The sequence below is a fragment of the Alkalimonas sp. NCh-2 genome (assembly GCF_039631345.1).
In the GTDB taxonomy this organism is placed as follows: domain Bacteria; phylum Pseudomonadota; class Gammaproteobacteria; order Enterobacterales; family Alteromonadaceae; genus Alkalimonas; species Alkalimonas mucilaginosa.
In genome coordinates, this window is sequence record NZ_JBDIUV010000005.1 from 267,420 (window position 1) to 283,357 (window position 15,938).

The following is a 15,938-nucleotide window of genomic DNA, read 5'->3' on the forward strand; positions in this document are numbered from 1 at the left end:
TAATGATTTTTTTGGTGGCCCATCAGTGGGCTGCTTTCGCATTAAAAAAAATTGTGCAAGTGTCCATTCGAGAATTCCTATTCAATCATAATGTTAAACTTTTCCGCAACTTATCTGTATGAAAATACTTGTTCATATATAGAGTTGTAGTTATTACCTAAATCAGATATGTTGATTACTGTTCAATTTTTTAACAAGGAGAGTTTTATGGGCGGATCTGGTGGTGGTTGGACACCTACTGCACCTAGTAATCCATGCGAGAGATTGGCATTTCGTGCGGATATTGCCTCACCGCAACCAGCAACTATTAGCTCATTGCAAGTGGGTCAAAAGCTTTCGTTAAGCCTGATTCAGGGTGCTTCTCCATCTGTACATGTGTTGAATCAAGCAAGTATTGTTGGTACTTTGACTGGGCCTAATGTACCTCGTTTAATACAATGTATGATGCAAGGTTTTATTTTTGAAGCCGATGTTGTGGCGTTAAATGGTGGCCTTTGTACTGTACAGGTTCACTCTATATGAATGCGAATCAGCTCACAGTGGTTGGAGGCGTTTATGGCGAGGAGTGCGGCTATCCTCGGGTAACATTGACTCGAGGTAGTGGCGGTAGAGCCTCTATATTTTTGGCCAGTGGAGGCGTTTCAGTAACATTAAACTCTCATTTAGGTACGCAATTTGAATCAGAGTTTCGAAGACTATCCGAAACGTTTAAATTTCAGCTTAATTACTCGTCCGCAGAGTATGACTGTTGGTTCAGATATCGACATCCATTATCAACCCCACGGATATTCAAACTTAATAAATCTTCCCCCTCCAGTTGTAAAAAAACCACTGAAATTCATTCAACTAAGGCAATAGTATTTGGCATGCTAGAGGGCCGTCCAGTATTGCACGGTCAAAAGGTCGTTTATGATCCTCAAGACGGATGCAATGCTGATCCATTCGATATTAATGGCTCTTCAGCTGAGTCTTTGGCGATAGTTGCATCACTTTCTGAAGGTATTGCTTTAACAGGCGAGTCCGAACCTGAAAAAATAGTTTCAAAATTACTTAAAACAGCGGATGTTGTGATTATCAAATGCGGAGCTCAAGGTGCGTTAGTTGCAACGAAAACACAAAGCCAATGGATTTCACCTTTTCCGTCTAAAAGAGTTTTCAAAATTGGTTCCGGTGATATTTTCACTGCCTCATTTGGTTATGCTTGGTTGCTGAAGAATGTAGATCCCTTCGATGCTGCATGGTTTTCCTCTTATGCTGTTTCTAAATACGTAGAAACAGGAATAGACATTATTTCACCTGCTTTATTGGATGACATGCTGGTTGAATCATTGCAAAGCCAAGTAAGTCGTTCTCAAAAGGGTATTCGAGCAATCCCCAGCACTCAAATTTACCTTGCAGGTCCATTTTTCAATACTGCCCAGCAATGGTTAATTGATGAAGCTCGAAGTATATTAAGGGACTTTGGCTTTAATGTTTTCTCACCTATCCATGATGTAGGAGAGGGAGATGTCAATGCTGTTGCTTCTGCCGATCTTAAAGCATTACAGGAGTCAGGTATTGTTATCGCGCTGCTTGATGGTTTGGATCCTGGAACAATTTTTGAAATAGGTTATGCTCGTGCATTAGAAATTCCAGTAGTTGTTGCTGCTGAAAATGTTTCTGCGTCAGATCTGACCATGATAATAGGTTCGGGCTGTGAAGTGACTGATGATTTTGCAACGGCAATTTACTCTACCTGCTGGCACTTGATGGGCGATGTCTGACTTACTCTTGATGTCTGGTGGACTGGATTCGACAGCGTTAGCTGCTCTTTGTAAACCAGACCTTTGTTTAACAATTGACTATGGGCAACGAGCTGCAAGGGCTGAACTCAACTCTGCAACTAAAATATGTCATTTGTTAGGTTTGAAACATTTAGCTTATCAAGCTGACATTAGTGAATTCGGTTTTGGCGATATGGCGCCGAATAATAAATACACTAATCAATCTGAGCATCCAGAATTTTGGCCATACCGGAACCAATACTTAATAACCATTGCATCCATGGTTGCAATAAAAATGGGGTTGAAACGTATCCTTATAGGTAGTGTTGCTACTGACTTTCGGCACAAAGATGGTAGTTTAGAGTTTGTTGAAGCAATGAACCACCTACTAAAGATTCAAGAAGGTGAATTGTCTGTTATTGCTCCAGCCTTACATATGACAACAGCTGAGCTAATTGAGAGCTCCAAAATACCTATGGATATTTTAGGGTGGTCACATTCATGTCACAAAGCAGATTTGAGTTGTGGCCAGTGTCAGGGCTGTTACAAACATTCAGGAGTGCTATCTCAGTTTGGTGTGTTGAGGTAATGCCAAATTCACATTACATTTGAAAATAGTTGAAGCTGACTTGGTTTATTTTGCAACGGTTTTACCACAGTTGTTTTTGTGTTCATAACTGAATTATATATCTCGAGAGCAAAGTCACCAAAATCTCTCATCTGATCCCAAACAAGACAGTCAAGTACAGATGGTCGTGCTCCAATGGCATTGCAGAAATTTATAAACTGCTCTTCCATAGCCATGTAATCACGTTCTACACGTTGTTCTTTATCGAAGAAACCACAGATTACGCCAGCTCTAACCAAGTGAATATCAAGTATCGCTACATCATCAGCATCAGAGAAGTTTCGCGCTATCCAACCGGCAGTTTTGTAGCCAACACCATTAATTTTTAATAGCTCATCTCTAAGTTGCTTGCCTCGGAATGACACAACATCATTATTGCTAATAAATTGCATCGCTGATGCAAGGTATTTCGACTTTTGCTTTGGATAGCGGTACTTAACAAGACGTCCATTGAGATTTAATTTCTCACTCAAGGTTCTTTCCCACTCCGACACGTCAGTGACCTTGTTGTCAATTAGTCCTTCCGATTTACAATGCTGAAAGGCCGCCATTGATAATTCTGCTGTAACCCCAAAGCCACCCAGCATACAAAATACTATCTCGTCCAGAATGTTGGTTTCTGTTTTGTAAGGTGAGAACTCAGCTTCATCCAGTTTGGCCATCCAATACTGAGATAGCCAATATGCGGGTGTGAAAATGTTTCCATGACTTCCCCATCTTAATCCTGGCATCACTTCATAATCTGCGGGAGGTATTTCGCGGATGTAGTGTTTATTTTCAATCCAGTAACTAACTATTTGATTAATCACTCCCGCTCTCCAATTTTTTTCTTTTTGTTGATACTGCGACCACGTGGCTTATTTGTTTGTAAATCGAGCTTCTGAATAGCCGTTTTATACTCGATACCTGCCTCTTTCATTTCAGCAAGTAATACCACAATGATTGATAAGTGCGCTGGAACTTTGTCTGTACCTGCGTAGTTTGTAATCGAGTTAGGTGATTGCTTTATCAGTTCTGCAAAAGCGCGAACTGTAAGTCCTGCTTTCGCAATTTGCCGTTTAAATTCTTCGTATCTCATCGAGGAGCATGATACCACTTACAATGGATAAATACATAAATTAATGTGTATAGTACATATTTTAATGTGTTTTTCTGGTCTGATTTCAACAGGGTTAAGCTCAAAGTTGCTAAAGAATGGATCACTAGCATTGTTGGTTCGGACAGTTTTAACAGGCTGTTAGTTGTTCTACTGGGGTTGATATGGATAACGAATCCTTACTCAGGATAAAGGCAATAAATGGGCAGATTTATTCGCAGCTACCTAATAAATCTGCCAGAAATCTCATCATGTTCTTAGCTTTAGATAATTGATTTTCTGTGTGATTACATGAGATCTGTCGGCCTCAGTTTCGATAGGATTGCTGAGTAGCCATTCCTCAACCTTTTTCCGGTCGAAAAAAACTAACTTGCCATTGGGTTTAGAGTGAGGAATTTTACCGGTATGCGTTAGCTTGTAGATATAGCTGACACTCAACCCAGTGAAAGCTGAACACTCAGCTACATTTAATACTGCTTTGTTATTTAAGTTACCGTGCATCATTACCTCCACAGCAGTGTTTGAATTATTTCGTTGGGTGTTATCACGTAAAGCAAAATTTTCATTCTTTTCTGTCATTGTCGGGTTCCTTTAAATCTCGTGGGAAATAGGGAATAAGGGAAACCCCTTATGAATCATGTCCATAACTTGGGAATATTGGTTGGGAAAGTATTTCGTCTAGCGCTAAATCGCTCACTATCTTGTGAGGTAGCACTTTGAAATATCTGCCTCCAGCTGGGCCACCAGGAATCACACGTTTGAATGTGTCTCTGCCTTCACTGGTTTCCATCCAGCCCTGGCTGGCCATGTACTGCACTGATTGAGAAACTTGGTTTTTGAAGTTGAGTTCAAGCCCTTCTTTAAAGGCATCACGTGTCAGGTACCAAGCCTGAATATTCTTTTCCTGAATGATGTAGCCATATTGATCTTGTAATGGTCGGCCTTCAGGCAGCAGTTTTTTACGCCAACGTTTTAATGCTATTGGCAGGTGTTTTTCTATTTTTTTGTCCTCCGAGTCAACATTGCTACCCCTGGTATCCGGCCAAGCCTCAAAAGCAATTTGCGCGGCTTCTTCCGCGGTGCCTGTTGGCCACGGAAGCAAACCAGCAGAAATAGCCAGCTCACCAGCTACCGCATGTAGGGCAAACCGTTTTGCTGCTTCGGTTACCTGATTGCCGTCACCGGCTTGTTGCCATTGATTAAGCATTTGGGTTATTTGGTTGCTTAGGAGCAATGGCAGATTTTCAGTTTTGCTAAGATATTCGACCCATGCTTTGAATACGGACCCGTGATTAAGGCTGATACCATTCCAAATGGCTTGGGAGAGTTCATGAATAGAGTAGTAGCCATGGAGATCGTCATAAATACCGAACTTTCTGGTTGCCGGCACTTCCAGAAAACGAATCTCTTGGCCCGCTTTAAGGTTTTTCTGAATAGCGGATAGTTTTTCCTCTAACCCAACTTCACCTGTGCTGAGATATAGAAGCCTCCATTTTCTCTTTTCTCCGAGGGTGCCGTCTTGGTTACTGCGGGTTTTCGACATCCCATTTGCCAACATGTAGATAGACTGATCGACATCTTCAGCATTCACCTGGTGCAGTTCATCCAGGCAAAGCAACATATCGTTGTGGGTTGACGCAATTATCTCTAAGCCGTTGGCCGTTGACCGCCAGCTGTTTACATAGTCTTGATTTGAATACAAACTGGCCGCGAGGTTAAGTACGGTAGTTTTTGCTATTTTTGATTTGCCAAATAGGTGTACACCACAGCTAGGCCAGTTCAGCCAATAAAGTAGTGGTGCGGCTAATCCTGAACAAATACTAAAAATTAGCATAGGATTGTTCAAACACAGTGGGGCGACAGAAGTTTGCCAACTTTCAAGTGAGCCTTTTGAAGACATTAGCTCTGTTCGGCTACCAGAATAAATAACGGGCTCATGTTCTTTGCTAATGCACCAATCTGGCGTAATGAAACTTCGATTCAGCCAACCTGTCCGCGATGAACTGATCAGACGAGCTTTCGGGATGGATTGATTCAGGAAAGTAATAATTTGTTCCCAAGTACGGGCTCTGTTTGATACTGCAAGCCCGGTATCTACAAGAACTTCTTTCAGTTGCCTGCCATTTTCGCTGATGATTTGCTTGCGGGGAAAAACTTGGCGAATGGTTTTGTTATCCAGATTTATCCACTCAATAAATAGGCCATAGTTTCTGCGATTATCAGAATCGCGAGTAATTCCCAGTACCCGAATCGGACCACAGAGAAATTTCGATTCACCATCTTGTTGATTGATATACAGCCCACTACTTAATGATTCATACATGCTTTTGATTTCCGATTGCTTCCGATATATCTACGGTAGCGCTAGGAAATATTTTTTTCAGAGAAAAACTAGGTCGAGTTGAAGGGGGTTTTTAGGATCGTGTTTTTTAACACAAAAATTTGGCATGCCAAATTTTTGTGTTGTGCGTTTCAATTGATGTGTGAGGCTAATGGCGGGTGATATTCGAGAAGCCAGTTTGCCCCCAGTCGCACAAATCGATCAGCCATTGATTGATGGCCTGCAGCCTGTCCGAGGATGCACCTTTGGCAGCAAAGATTAGCTCAGTGCTTCTGCTAGCGAATTGATTAAATGATTCCTTCAAGATATCCCAATGTTCATTTCGTTCATTGCTGACCTGAAAAGCAAAGATTTTTTGCTTCATCAGGTCTAAATAAAGCTGTTCTTCCCTCTGATAGCTATTGGCCAGCTGAAATGCCAATGGCTCCCTGTACAGCTCAATGCCTTCCATTCGCTGCCGTAACTCTTTAATAGCCGGAATAAAAGGCCTTAATTCAGCAACTTGTTGCAGGTCTTCAAGGTTCATTCTAACTCCAAGTTTTGGTCGGCTTCGCATTTCTAACTAAGAAAGGAATTTGGCATGCCAAATTTTAACTTAAGAAAGACCTTAGCTTTCTGATTTATAAGGACATCTTTTCGTAAAGGTGCCCTTAAGTTGGGCACCTGAATTAGAAAGCTATCCTACGAAGGCAACGAGCGCCAATGGGAACAAACTTGCTCCCAGCGTCCAAAGCGGAATCGTGGATAATTTGTAACATGGACAACTTTAGCTTTTGCCATGATCAAATCCTCATACTCGTGAGGGAGGAATCTCTTGTAATGTGGAACAAGCCCAGATAAGATATCAAGCTCGATTTTAGTAGAGTTGACATTATATCTGAGAGACTTGAGACCTCCGATATAGAGTCCGAAAGTTGTATGTGCGAAATACAATTTTCCAGTTCCACAGAGTAGGCATTAGTGTGAAGCTAATGCCTATTTTTCTTTTCTTACCCCCTTAAATGGGGTTTTGCTTGAAGTTTTGACATCCATAAATCGACCAGTGTTTGAATCTCGTTTTACCCAATGTCCACTTTGGGTTTGAGTTTGAGATCTTTTACGCACAGCCCCATGTCGTCTGTTATCACCTGAAATACCATTGGTAGCCATTGCCACCTCCATAAAAAACTAAAGTTTGAAAATCTATATATAGTTCATCACTACCTCTTGAATCCTATATATAGTGCCTAAGGTCGTTTTGTGACCTTGCATGTATAATAATCGTATGTGCCATAGATGGCAAGCTTGATCTCGATGAATATTAATCATCTTTGCCAGGGTTGATAAATCGAGTAGTATGGGTATGAGTTGGAAGAAATGGGGGCGGCGATGATGGAAAACTTCACCTATGATCACTTAGTCAGAGAGAAAGGCGTTCAAATGGCTGAGCGATTGGCCTATATAGATTTTTTGTTGTTTTTTAAAGGTGGTCTTAGTCGAGGAGAGCTTTTCGAGTTCTTTGGACTTAAAGAGGCTGCAGCGTCACAAGCCATAACAGAGTACCGCTCTATTCGTCCTAAAAATGTTGAGTACGATAGACGACCAGCAAAAAATGTCATTTTAAGAGCTACATACCAGCCATTAATTACTTGGGATGCCGAGGTAGCGTTGAGCATGCTAGCAAGCGGATTTAATAAAAATAAGTTAAAAGATGTGCCTTTACTGCCTTTTGCAAGAGTTGGCTTGAGGCCTAAAAGGCTTGATGTAAATATCGTCTCTAAAGTTACCCGCGCGATTAGTGAGAAGATTGCGATCAAATGCCACTACTTGTCAGGAAGTGGCAAACATAGCGAAAGGCTACTCTTCCCAACAGCTTTTTTTTACGATGGTAACAACTGGATGTTTAGGGCTTACCATAAAGATATGAGCGGTAATGGCGGGAGTTTTAAGTGTTTCGATTTTTCTAGAGTAGCTTCGGTCGAGGAGCTTACTTCATTACCGGCAGCAACTAATGAAAAGATTGAGCAAGATGCAGATTGGCATATCACGACGCCAATACATTTGGAGCTTCACCCAGGTCTAAGTGAGGCAGATAAATCTAGGCTTCGTTATGAGTTCGATATAGACGAAAGCACTAACAGCTTTGTCATTAACGTCAAGGCCGTCTTATTCTTCTACTTGGTACATTTATGGAAGATTGATGTTCAGGCCATAGAGCCAGAAAGAGTTAAGGCATTTAACTTTCTTTTGAAAAATGGGGAGATGCTTCAGCATCTCAAATGTATGGAAAATGTGTTTAAAGCTTAGTGTTTTCATCTCCTCTATATGCTTTTCACCTGAAAACTGGTTGTAGGTTTTAGTTTTCAGGTGAAAATTTTCGCCATCTCAAATCAATAGTAGGTATCGTACAGCTCACCAAGGGCTTGTTTATCCTCCGCCTCTTGCCGGGTCATACTTTCACCATCAGCATGAATATTACCCATACCATCGTTAAGCATATCCAGCTGGTGTTGATCGTCACTATCATCGCTTGATAGCACAACATCAAGGACGCCAAGGGCCACCAAGCCAGTTACTTTTAATACTTTACCCCACATTCCTGCCTCCGATTTATCAAAAAAATTTGGCATGCCAAATTTTTTACTAAGAATTACTTAGTTTTTTGCTTGTGGTAATGCATAGCTGCAATCGCCAACGATATTTTCGATGATCACTTTGGTTGGTTTAAAATGCAGTTCGCTATCCTGCATTTCCGCTTGTGAAAAAGACGCATAGTATCGGACCCGTCTATTCGAGTTGGCTTGTTGGTTGCTTCGGCCACCCAGGGCAACCGATAAGGATGGATCAATCTCGTATTGGCCAAGCCGTTTTTTAGTGAATTGCTTTAGGAAATCCTCAGCATGTTTGGTGGGCACATTTAGCTCTGCAAATTTCTCCAACTGTAACCAGAATATATGCTCTCCCATTGCTCCAAGGTCAATCTCATAACGATTGTAAAAGTGAAGAGGGAAGGTCTCTTTATCAAAGTCATACTCACCGAGTTCTGCAAATCCTGTAAGGTAATACTCCCGAATGTACTGGCGCTCGTTATAGTACTCCAGGTAAGCACGCTCACTTCGTGCTCGGTCGAACTCATTCATTCTCGCGGTTTTTGCATTGATAAACTCATCCAGGCTGATACCTGCATTGTTATGCTCGTTGTAATAGCCTACATACGCTCCATCTGTAAATTGAGGGTTAGTTTGTACTTGCTCTAATCCAACTTGCCCGGTACAAAATTTAGCTTGTGCATACCGATTCGTATTTGTTGGGCCGATAGTATTTAAACCGCCCCTGGTTAGCTCGTATCGCTCGCCTTTGCTGTTGGTTACCGTGACACAGCCTGCCAGCAATGCCGCACAGGTTAAGCTTAATAAGGTAATTTTCATTCATAGCCCTCGTTTTCGCTCTAAAAAATTTGGCATGCCAAATTTGCTAAGGATTCCTTAGTATCCAGCCTCTATTAAAGCTAAGACAATCTTAGTTTTCAATAGCCAATGTCTTACACTAAGATTGAATACTAACGATGGTTCGCCGCTCCCTGAGCGGTTAAAGCAGGCAAGAAAACGGAAAGGGCTATCTCAGAAGCAACTGGGTATTTTGGCCGGTATGGATCGTTTTGCTGCTTCAGCCAGAATGAACCAGTATGAGCGTGGTGTTCACTCGCCTGATTTCAAGACGGTGATTGCTTTAAGTAAGGTACTGAATGTGCCTACAGCCTTCTTTTACTGCATTGAAGATGAGCTAGCTGCTGCTATCATTGATTGGAAAGGTAACAGCTAAAAATTAGGCATGCCTAATTTTTAGCTTCCGAACACTATGTTGATTCGCGAGTTAAACTTAGAGTAGCTCCAGACCTATCATAGCTAGTAGTGCCATACCAAAATGCAATAACAAGCAATTTTGGACGAAACTGCTCCATAGAATTGGCAGCTTTGGGCTTCGCTTTTTTAGCTGTCGAACATCTCTACCCTGGCATGCACACCAAAGCATTATTACAGCGGAAATTAGCCATGCCCATGCAACAGGGTTTATATCTGCAGTCAGCACTGTTAACCCCGAACCAATGCTAATAGCCCCTCCTAAGTTATTGATAGTTTTGTGATACCGCTGAATTGCCACTTCATCTGGATTGTTGTAAATCATCTATATTTCCTCATTGATGTAATTATTTCATCAATGATAAACCTAAATTCGCGTACCCAAATTAATTTGGCATGCCAAATTTAGCTGCCCAAATAAGAATATGTGATGCTTAGCCTTTCATGCCCAAGCTCTTTGCTGATCTGTAGTCGCGCTGATGTATCAAGCTCATGCTGCTCAGCATTTAAAGTGTTTCTTTTAGGGCCACCGTCTGCTGGGCATTGCCAGCCAGTGAGCGCCAAAAATCGCTGCCTGGCATAATGATGGCGTAACCCATGGTTCTTGCTTAAACCAACACGGGATGTCTCCCGTTCATACCGTCCAAGTTGCTGAGCGTAATTGTTGCTTGCCGGTATTAGTGCTGATTTGGTCGTTGTGGCAATTTCTTTCAATAGTGCTAGCTGTGATTGATTGGTAATAGCGATTTCCCGATATTTGCCACCTTTGGTCCAGGAACCTTTTAACCGGATATAATCATTTTGCCATCCATAGGAGAGATTAAATTTAATGGCTTCCTCACGGCGAAGGCCAAACTCCTGCTGAAGCCTGAGTGATAGTTTAATCAGACTGCAACTGACCTTGGCGTGTTTCTCCATATCCAGCTGCCTGGATTTACCTAGCGGGTTATTGCGAATTGTAGCAATACCATAGCTATCATTGTCACGAGCGACGATGTTGCGTTTACCGATTTTATCCGCCCACCACCGAACGGCCGCTAAGCGATTTTTAATTGTTTTATCGGCAATGCCATCGCTTTGCCACTTCGATACCAGAAAATCGACATGTTTAGTTTTTAACCCTCCAGGGTCTCGCAGCTTAAAGCCACCTGTAAGCAGCTGTTTTGCCGCCATATCTAAGATTTTTCCCCGGCTGTTGCGGGTACCATAGCTGCCCTCTTTGTGTTGGACATTGACCATTTGATGCAAACGATAACCTAATTGGCTCATGTTTTTTTCCTCTAATTGATTAACGAAAGTGCTTTAAAGCGAGAGAAAAAATCAAAACCGAAGATCAGGGGGTGTTAACCAAGAATAGGTAAGTTTTGAAGCCACATGCACGGTCGCAACCGGGAATGTTGTCACAGAGACACAAGGGCTAACTGATCTAAAGCAATACAAGCTGAGCTGGATGGCTTCTGTTGAAGGCAATACCAGACTACGGTGGTTTTGTAGATATTGGGGTTTGGTCTTGCGACCCGTTGCTACGGACGTAGCACTTCTGGAGGCGTGTTGCGGGCAGCTGAAGCGCCCTTTTTCTTTTTGCTCTTGGCGAGCGAGTACAATTCAAAAGATATCATATTGATCAGCGATTGCAACAGGAAAAATCAACGTCCCTCTTCTGGCCCAAGATCGTTATAGAGCAGATTCTGTTGCAAGGCATCATGAGCAAGGGCCTTGCGTAGCGACTCTCCGAGTCGTCCCTACCTTGGCAGTAGGGACGACTCGTTCCCTAATTGAAGCGTTTTTTCATCAAAGTTACATTGATTTTGTATTTATTATTCCTTCAAAACCATCATTACTAAGCTTATACGCTCCGCTAATTTCTAAGCGACCAGAATGCCCCTTATTACTATGGCCGCCAATTATATTTTTTTCACCTAGAATCGTCCAAATAACCTTAAGTTTATGAGCTTCTAAATACTCTAAAAAAAGCTTTTTGTTAACCAACAAGAATGCGCTATCCCTTTTGCCTAATGATGGGCTAAAGCAGCATCGCTCTTGATTACCGTTAACAAACTCAGATACATTGCTCGTAGGCTTTAACCCCATACCATGATAAATGAAAGTAGATGGCTTCAATATATTAAATGATCCTTCGATTGAACCGTCACGTCCTTTTTCCCAAGAGTAATTGCATGTTGTTAATGTAACTTCAATTTTTCTGTCATCAGGATCTTTTAAATTTATCTTGTGGTGTTCTACGCCACCATAGTAATAGTTGTCAAAATATTTATGAGCTGGAGACCAATAGTATTCACGGTCAAACACTTGATACCTATCTGATGCCTCAGGCATCCATCTGCCCATAAAATCTTGCTTTTTTGCCCACTCAAATAAGCTTTGATATCCATCTTCTGAAACGATATAGCTTTTAACTTGATACCACATTTTTTTGTGGGGGTGATTCCACTGCTTTTTACCTATTTTTTTAGGCTCTACCCATTCAGGGTATCCTTCGAGTACCAACCATTCTTCATTCTTATCATCAATTACTGAAATAAGGGATTCAGGGTAAGGTAAGCCGTTAGTATCTTGAATCCATTCTTTGTTACTTAAATGCCAGCTTTCATTTTTCTCACTGAACCACCACATATCTTCAGGAGCTCCTTTACTTTCTCCTTCTGAATATCTAAAAAGCATTGATGGGTCGATATCTCGAACATTTGGCTGCCAAGTACCTTGGTATGGCTCTGTTTTTTTACTTTGCCAATCTTGCTCTGACTTCATATCAAAATTATCAGAAACCCGTGCTAAAACCTCGTGTAGTGCAATCCATTGATACTTTTTACCAATGCGTTCGCTACGAGAAGCTCTAGCTCTACCAGAGCCCACGGTTCTATCAAACTCACCGTGTAATTCCGCGTCATATCCATATCTTTCAAATATCCACTCAACAGCCACATTACTTAGCTCATCAGCGTTAACATCCCATGAGCTAAGTGCTGATTGAAATGTATAACGTCCAAAGTCTCCATAGTTGCATGTGCCTCGACCATACTCTGTGGTCATCGAACTTAAAATTCTGCTTTGTGAATAAAGGTAATTTTTCTCTTTATCAAATTCGACTTTATATTTTTGATCTAGCTCTTCATTGGTTGGAAATTTAGTAGGGAATTCGCTTTTGTAAGGAGGGCGGCACATATTAATGTCGAAATCTAAGCCTCCAACTACTTGGTGTGTATACTCAATTACACCACGCGCATAGTCTCGAAGTAAAATATGTGGGTATACATCCTCATCTCCGACATCAAAAATTGTTTCATACACATAGTTTGCCAATGGTTTTAGAGAAGAATGATCGTTTGTTAGTAAAGAGCAGCCATAGGCTGCTGCAAAGAGTCTTTCATAAACATAAGGGTCGTTAACTTCTTCAAAATCCCTTAATACTTCAACTAATATCTCGACGTTCCCTTTCAAGAGACATACCAAAGATTTAGTGGCCTCGTCACGTAATTTTCGGTCAGTACTGGTAAATAACCAAGCAATAGTTATGGAAGACAACTTTATTGATTCATTTGATATATGTGTTTTATCACAGTTACTCCACGCCCAGTCGACTAGTCTTCTAATTGAACTGTTGTCCTCATAAACATCTCTGAGGTATACAGTCCACCAGCTATCTCTTTCAGCTAAAGATTTTTTATAAAGGTTATTGTGTAAAAAATAAGCATTAAACACACTTTCTGGGTTTGAGCCAAGAGAAATAATGGTATCCAAAAATAGATTTTTTGTTCCATTAAACGAAAAAACTTCTTTGTTTATATAGTCAAGCATACTTTGATCAGTATGCTTTAAATTTCTCCATAGCAGGCTTTGAACAAAGCTCTCAACGACCGGAAGCTCCCCTTTGATGTGTTGAGCATACGAGTATAGCTCTATGCCAGTTAATTCAGGAATTTGAATCGATAAAGCTTCTAACATCCCTTTGTTCTGGAAGCAAGCGTGGTGATCGCTAAAAAGCTGATAATAAATGCCGCCTTCTCTAAATTCCTCTTCAACATTTGGGTATTTTTCAAGTAAGAACTTTGCCATCATATGGTCTTCAAATCTCTCATATGACAAGTAAATTCCTTCTTGGTAGCCTTTCAGCTCGCTGATCCAAAATATATTTTTAGAAAAGACCCCCTCGGATATTAAGCTATCCAGCAGTCCAGATTTGATCCCGTACTTTTGCGAGAGCATATTTAATTCAATAAACGCCTCTTCATAAGTTATGACTTTGTCAGGCGCATCAAATTTTTTAGAAATTATTGCATTAATAGCTTTATCTACTACGTTTAAGTTAGTTGAATAATTATGCTGATTCGGTTTTGACAGTTTAATGTTAATGCTGTTTATAAAAAAACCAATGATATCCGTTAGCCCCTGTATTTTTGGTATTCTTGAATAACCAGCTTTACTTAACCCCTCGCAAAATAATAATAGAAATAATGGATTCTGAAACTCTGGATGAAGCAATGGAATTGACGGTAGCTCAATGCCGAAGTTATCAAAGAATATTCTTGAGGCTTCGTACTCTACATTTGTAAATCCGAAATGAGTAACACAAATAAACTCATCCTCTGGCAGTAACTCTTCTGATACCAGTAAATCTGCATACGTTGAACGAACAGACAGCACCAACCCAAGCCATGGATACTTTTTTATTTTTTGTACGAAACCACGGATATGTTCAGGCCAAAAATAACGGCCTTTGCCTTCGTTTATAGCATCTATAAACAAAATTATTCGTTGTTTGCTCGCTTCGGCTTTAGCACTAAGTGCACCAAAGAATTGATGTGACGAACAATTAACATCTAATTTTTTCTTTATTTGAGTCCACGGGTCCTCATCCGTTACAAAGTGTTGACCCAGTAAAAACAAGCTTTGAGATCCTGCTTCGTTTCTTCTAGTGATAACATCGGCCAATAAATGTGATTTACCGACTCCTGCTTCACCTTTTAGTATCAAGTAAGGGTTATTAGCCAGAGTCAGCTCGTCGCTTGATATCACTTGTAGGGCTGCGTAAATAGCATGTTCGGCCCTAGATACATAGTGTATCTCTGAGTCGTATTTTTGAAATCTGTTGTGAGGGTCAGGTGTTTTATGCCTTATTTTATCTTCTTCGGCATAATAAAATTCACTGATTCTATTCAGAACAAGTTTTGCTTCTTCGATTAAAAGTTTAAAGCTTTTCTGCGGAATCGCTTCGATACCATCAAACTCTACCGAAACAAATAATTGTTCTAGGTCATCAAGTGATTGAACTAGCTTCCTTTTTTCATCTTTCAACAGTTCGTCAGATGGAATGGCCTTTCTTCCAAGTTGGAGAAGCTCATCAATGGCTGCTTCAATATGACTTTTTAGCTTTTCGCCTCTTTCTAGCCCAATAAAAATCTTTGATATATCCAGATTTACATTTAAGTTTTCATAAAAATTTGGTGTATACCTTTTGCCCAAATCTGCTATGGATTGTTCAGTATTATTTATGAACCAACTATCGGTAAACTCTTCTTGATTAAACCAAAAGAATATTAATCCTTGATTTTCAGGCTTGCTAAGCCTTGCGATTAAATCTGAGCTCCACCACGCAACAAACTCGACACTTAACCCTTCATCAGAAGCCCAGCCTTCCCACTTTTTAACTCGTTTATTCCATTTGTCCAGCATGGAGCTTTGACCTGAAAGCTTAGCATCAGGAGGGTCATTGGGTATGGCAATGTAGTATTTTGTAAGGTTTGGGTGTTTGCTTAAAACCGTTTTTACTGACTTGTCTAGTTGCACCCACTGACTATTGTCCAAGCTCGATGTGAAATATTTTGCTTGCCAAGCCCATTCATCATTGTTCTCAAAGATCCAAAAGCATTCAACTCCAGCATCTGGCTTACCTTTTCGCACGAATTTTTTTTTATTTGGCGCAATTTCATTGCGTGCTAGTTGGCAGACAATTTCTTCAAAGCCTTCATTTTGTGAGTTCTCAAGTGGACGTATGTTGTTCCAGTTTATTGCCATTATTTTTATTCCCTTTGAAGCTGCAATAGAGCTTGAATGAGATCAATTGATTATATGTTCAAGCTAATAGCCATTTTTACCATAGATTTTTAGTGAAGCTATCTTTCACGTCAAAAAACTTTGCTTAATTAATCTCCCTAAACCACTCCGTTCAAATCCAGTAAAGCCATAAATCGGAACCCCACGCGGTGGGGCCCCCTTGCTGCGCAACCCTTCGGGCGATTTATAGCTTGACTGG

General features: G+C 40.8%; 15 protein-coding genes. 5 read left to right on the plus strand and 10 right to left on the minus strand.

All coding sequences use genetic code 11. The annotated features are described in order from the left end of the window. Positions 1-168: 168 nt before the first annotated feature. From ABC502_RS14075 to ABC502_RS14085, 3 genes are read left to right on the plus strand one after another with little or no spacing between them, the layout of a single operon-like run. A complete protein-coding gene (locus ABC502_RS14075; protein WP_345916301.1) occupies positions 169-522 on the plus strand; it encodes a hypothetical protein in 354 nt (117 codons plus the stop codon). After that, entirely contained in the window at positions 519-1,763 is a 1,245-nt protein-coding gene (locus ABC502_RS14080) for a PfkB family carbohydrate kinase (protein WP_345916302.1), read from the plus strand. Before ABC502_RS14075 ends, ABC502_RS14080 begins: the two co-directional genes overlap by 4 nt. Beyond that, a complete protein-coding gene (locus tag ABC502_RS14085) occupies positions 1,756-2,352 on the plus strand; it encodes a 7-cyano-7-deazaguanine synthase (RefSeq protein ID WP_345916304.1) in 597 nt (198 codons plus the stop codon). Before ABC502_RS14080 ends, ABC502_RS14085 begins: the two co-directional genes overlap by 8 nt. An 8-nt stretch (positions 2,353-2,360) precedes the next feature. Here the strand turns inward: ABC502_RS14085 and ABC502_RS14090 are convergent, their stop codons facing one another. From ABC502_RS14090 to ABC502_RS14115, 6 genes are all read right to left on the minus strand, one after another. Continuing rightward, positions 2,361-3,200, minus strand: a complete 840-nt coding sequence (locus ABC502_RS14090; protein ID WP_345916305.1) for an 8-oxoguanine DNA glycosylase — start codon at positions 3,198-3,200, stop codon at positions 2,361-2,363. Continuing rightward, complete coding sequence (locus tag ABC502_RS14095; protein WP_345916306.1) at positions 3,197-3,469, minus strand: XRE family transcriptional regulator; 273 nt, start codon at positions 3,467-3,469, stop codon at positions 3,197-3,199. Before ABC502_RS14095 ends, ABC502_RS14090 begins: the two co-directional genes overlap by 4 nt. Before the next feature lie 267 nt (positions 3,470-3,736). Next, the gene (locus ABC502_RS14100; RefSeq protein ID WP_345916307.1) at positions 3,737-4,066 is read right to left on the minus strand and encodes a helix-turn-helix domain-containing protein; all 330 of its coding nucleotides are present in this window, start codon (positions 4,064-4,066) and stop codon (positions 3,737-3,739) included. 49 nt (positions 4,067-4,115) lie between these two features. Next, positions 4,116-5,810 carry a DUF927 domain-containing protein gene (locus tag ABC502_RS14105; protein ID WP_345916308.1) on the minus strand — a complete coding sequence of 565 codons (1,695 nt, stop codon included), beginning with the start codon at positions 5,808-5,810 and terminating at the stop codon, positions 4,116-4,118. Positions 5,811-5,976: 166 nt separating this feature from the next. Further along, positions 5,977-6,354, minus strand: a complete 378-nt coding sequence (locus tag ABC502_RS14110; RefSeq protein WP_345916310.1) for a hypothetical protein — start codon at positions 6,352-6,354, stop codon at positions 5,977-5,979. A gap of 449 nt (positions 6,355-6,803) precedes the next feature. Then, on the minus strand, positions 6,804-6,977 hold the full coding sequence (locus ABC502_RS14115; protein ID WP_345916311.1) for a hypothetical protein: 174 nt from the start codon (positions 6,975-6,977) through the stop codon (positions 6,804-6,806). A gap of 207 nt (positions 6,978-7,184) precedes the next feature. On the opposite strand from ABC502_RS14115, the gene ABC502_RS14120 reads away from it, so the two are divergent. Next, the gene (locus ABC502_RS14120) at positions 7,185-8,114 is read left to right on the plus strand and encodes a WYL domain-containing protein (RefSeq protein WP_345916356.1); all 930 of its coding nucleotides are present in this window, start codon (positions 7,185-7,187) and stop codon (positions 8,112-8,114) included. A gap of 83 nt (positions 8,115-8,197) precedes the next feature. Here the strand turns inward: ABC502_RS14120 and ABC502_RS14125 are convergent, their stop codons facing one another. After that, positions 8,198-8,404, minus strand: a complete 207-nt coding sequence (locus ABC502_RS14125; RefSeq protein WP_345916312.1) for a hypothetical protein — start codon at positions 8,402-8,404, stop codon at positions 8,198-8,200. Between the two features lie 57 nt (positions 8,405-8,461). Next, entirely contained in the window at positions 8,462-9,235 is a 774-nt protein-coding gene (locus ABC502_RS14130; protein WP_345916313.1) for a hypothetical protein, read from the minus strand. A 124-nt stretch (positions 9,236-9,359) separates the two neighbouring features. Between ABC502_RS14130 and ABC502_RS14135 the strand changes: the two genes are divergently transcribed. Then, a complete protein-coding gene (locus tag ABC502_RS14135) occupies positions 9,360-9,629 on the plus strand; it encodes a helix-turn-helix transcriptional regulator (protein ID WP_345916315.1) in 270 nt (89 codons plus the stop codon). Between the two features lie 443 nt (positions 9,630-10,072). Here the strand turns inward: ABC502_RS14135 and ABC502_RS14140 are convergent, their stop codons facing one another. Together ABC502_RS14140 and ABC502_RS14145 are read right to left on the minus strand one after the other, a co-directional pair. Beyond that, entirely contained in the window at positions 10,073-10,936 is an 864-nt protein-coding gene (locus tag ABC502_RS14140; RefSeq protein ID WP_345916316.1) for a phage integrase N-terminal domain-containing protein, read from the minus strand. Positions 10,937-11,464: 528 nt separating this feature from the next. Then, positions 11,465-15,700, minus strand: coding sequence for an ATP-binding protein (locus ABC502_RS14145; RefSeq protein WP_345916317.1), 4,236 nt, complete (start codon positions 15,698-15,700; stop codon positions 11,465-11,467). Positions 15,701-15,938 lie beyond the last annotated feature (238 nt).

Coding starts and splice junctions, on each gene's coding strand:
- ABC502_RS14100 (WP_345916307.1), bottom strand. CDS start 4,066: ATGACAGAAAAGAATGAAAATTTTGCTTTACGTGATAACACCCAACGA.
- ABC502_RS14140 (WP_345916316.1), bottom strand. CDS start 10,936: ATGAGCCAATTAGGTTATCGTTTGCATCAAATGGTCAATGTCCAACAC.
- ABC502_RS14115 (WP_345916311.1), bottom strand. CDS start 6,977: ATGGCTACCAATGGTATTTCAGGTGATAACAGACGACATGGGGCTGTG.
- ABC502_RS14085 (WP_345916304.1), top strand. CDS start 1,756: ATGTCTGACTTACTCTTGATGTCTGGTGGACTGGATTCGACAGCGTTA.
- ABC502_RS14145 (WP_345916317.1), bottom strand. CDS start 15,700: ATGGCAATAAACTGGAACAACATACGTCCACTTGAGAACTCACAAAAT.
- ABC502_RS14110 (WP_345916310.1), bottom strand. CDS start 6,354: ATGAACCTTGAAGACCTGCAACAAGTTGCTGAATTAAGGCCTTTTATT.
- ABC502_RS14120 (WP_345916356.1), top strand. CDS start 7,185: ATGGGGGCGGCGATGATGGAAAACTTCACCTATGATCACTTAGTCAGA.
- ABC502_RS14105 (WP_345916308.1), bottom strand. CDS start 5,810: ATGTATGAATCATTAAGTAGTGGGCTGTATATCAATCAACAAGATGGT.
- ABC502_RS14075 (WP_345916301.1), top strand. CDS start 169: ATGTTGATTACTGTTCAATTTTTTAACAAGGAGAGTTTTATGGGCGGA.
- ABC502_RS14130 (WP_345916313.1), bottom strand. CDS start 9,235: ATGAAAATTACCTTATTAAGCTTAACCTGTGCGGCATTGCTGGCAGGC.
- ABC502_RS14125 (WP_345916312.1), bottom strand. CDS start 8,404: ATGTGGGGTAAAGTATTAAAAGTAACTGGCTTGGTGGCCCTTGGCGTC.
- ABC502_RS14095 (WP_345916306.1), bottom strand. CDS start 3,469: ATGAGATACGAAGAATTTAAACGGCAAATTGCGAAAGCAGGACTTACA.
- ABC502_RS14080 (WP_345916302.1), top strand. CDS start 519: ATGAATGCGAATCAGCTCACAGTGGTTGGAGGCGTTTATGGCGAGGAG.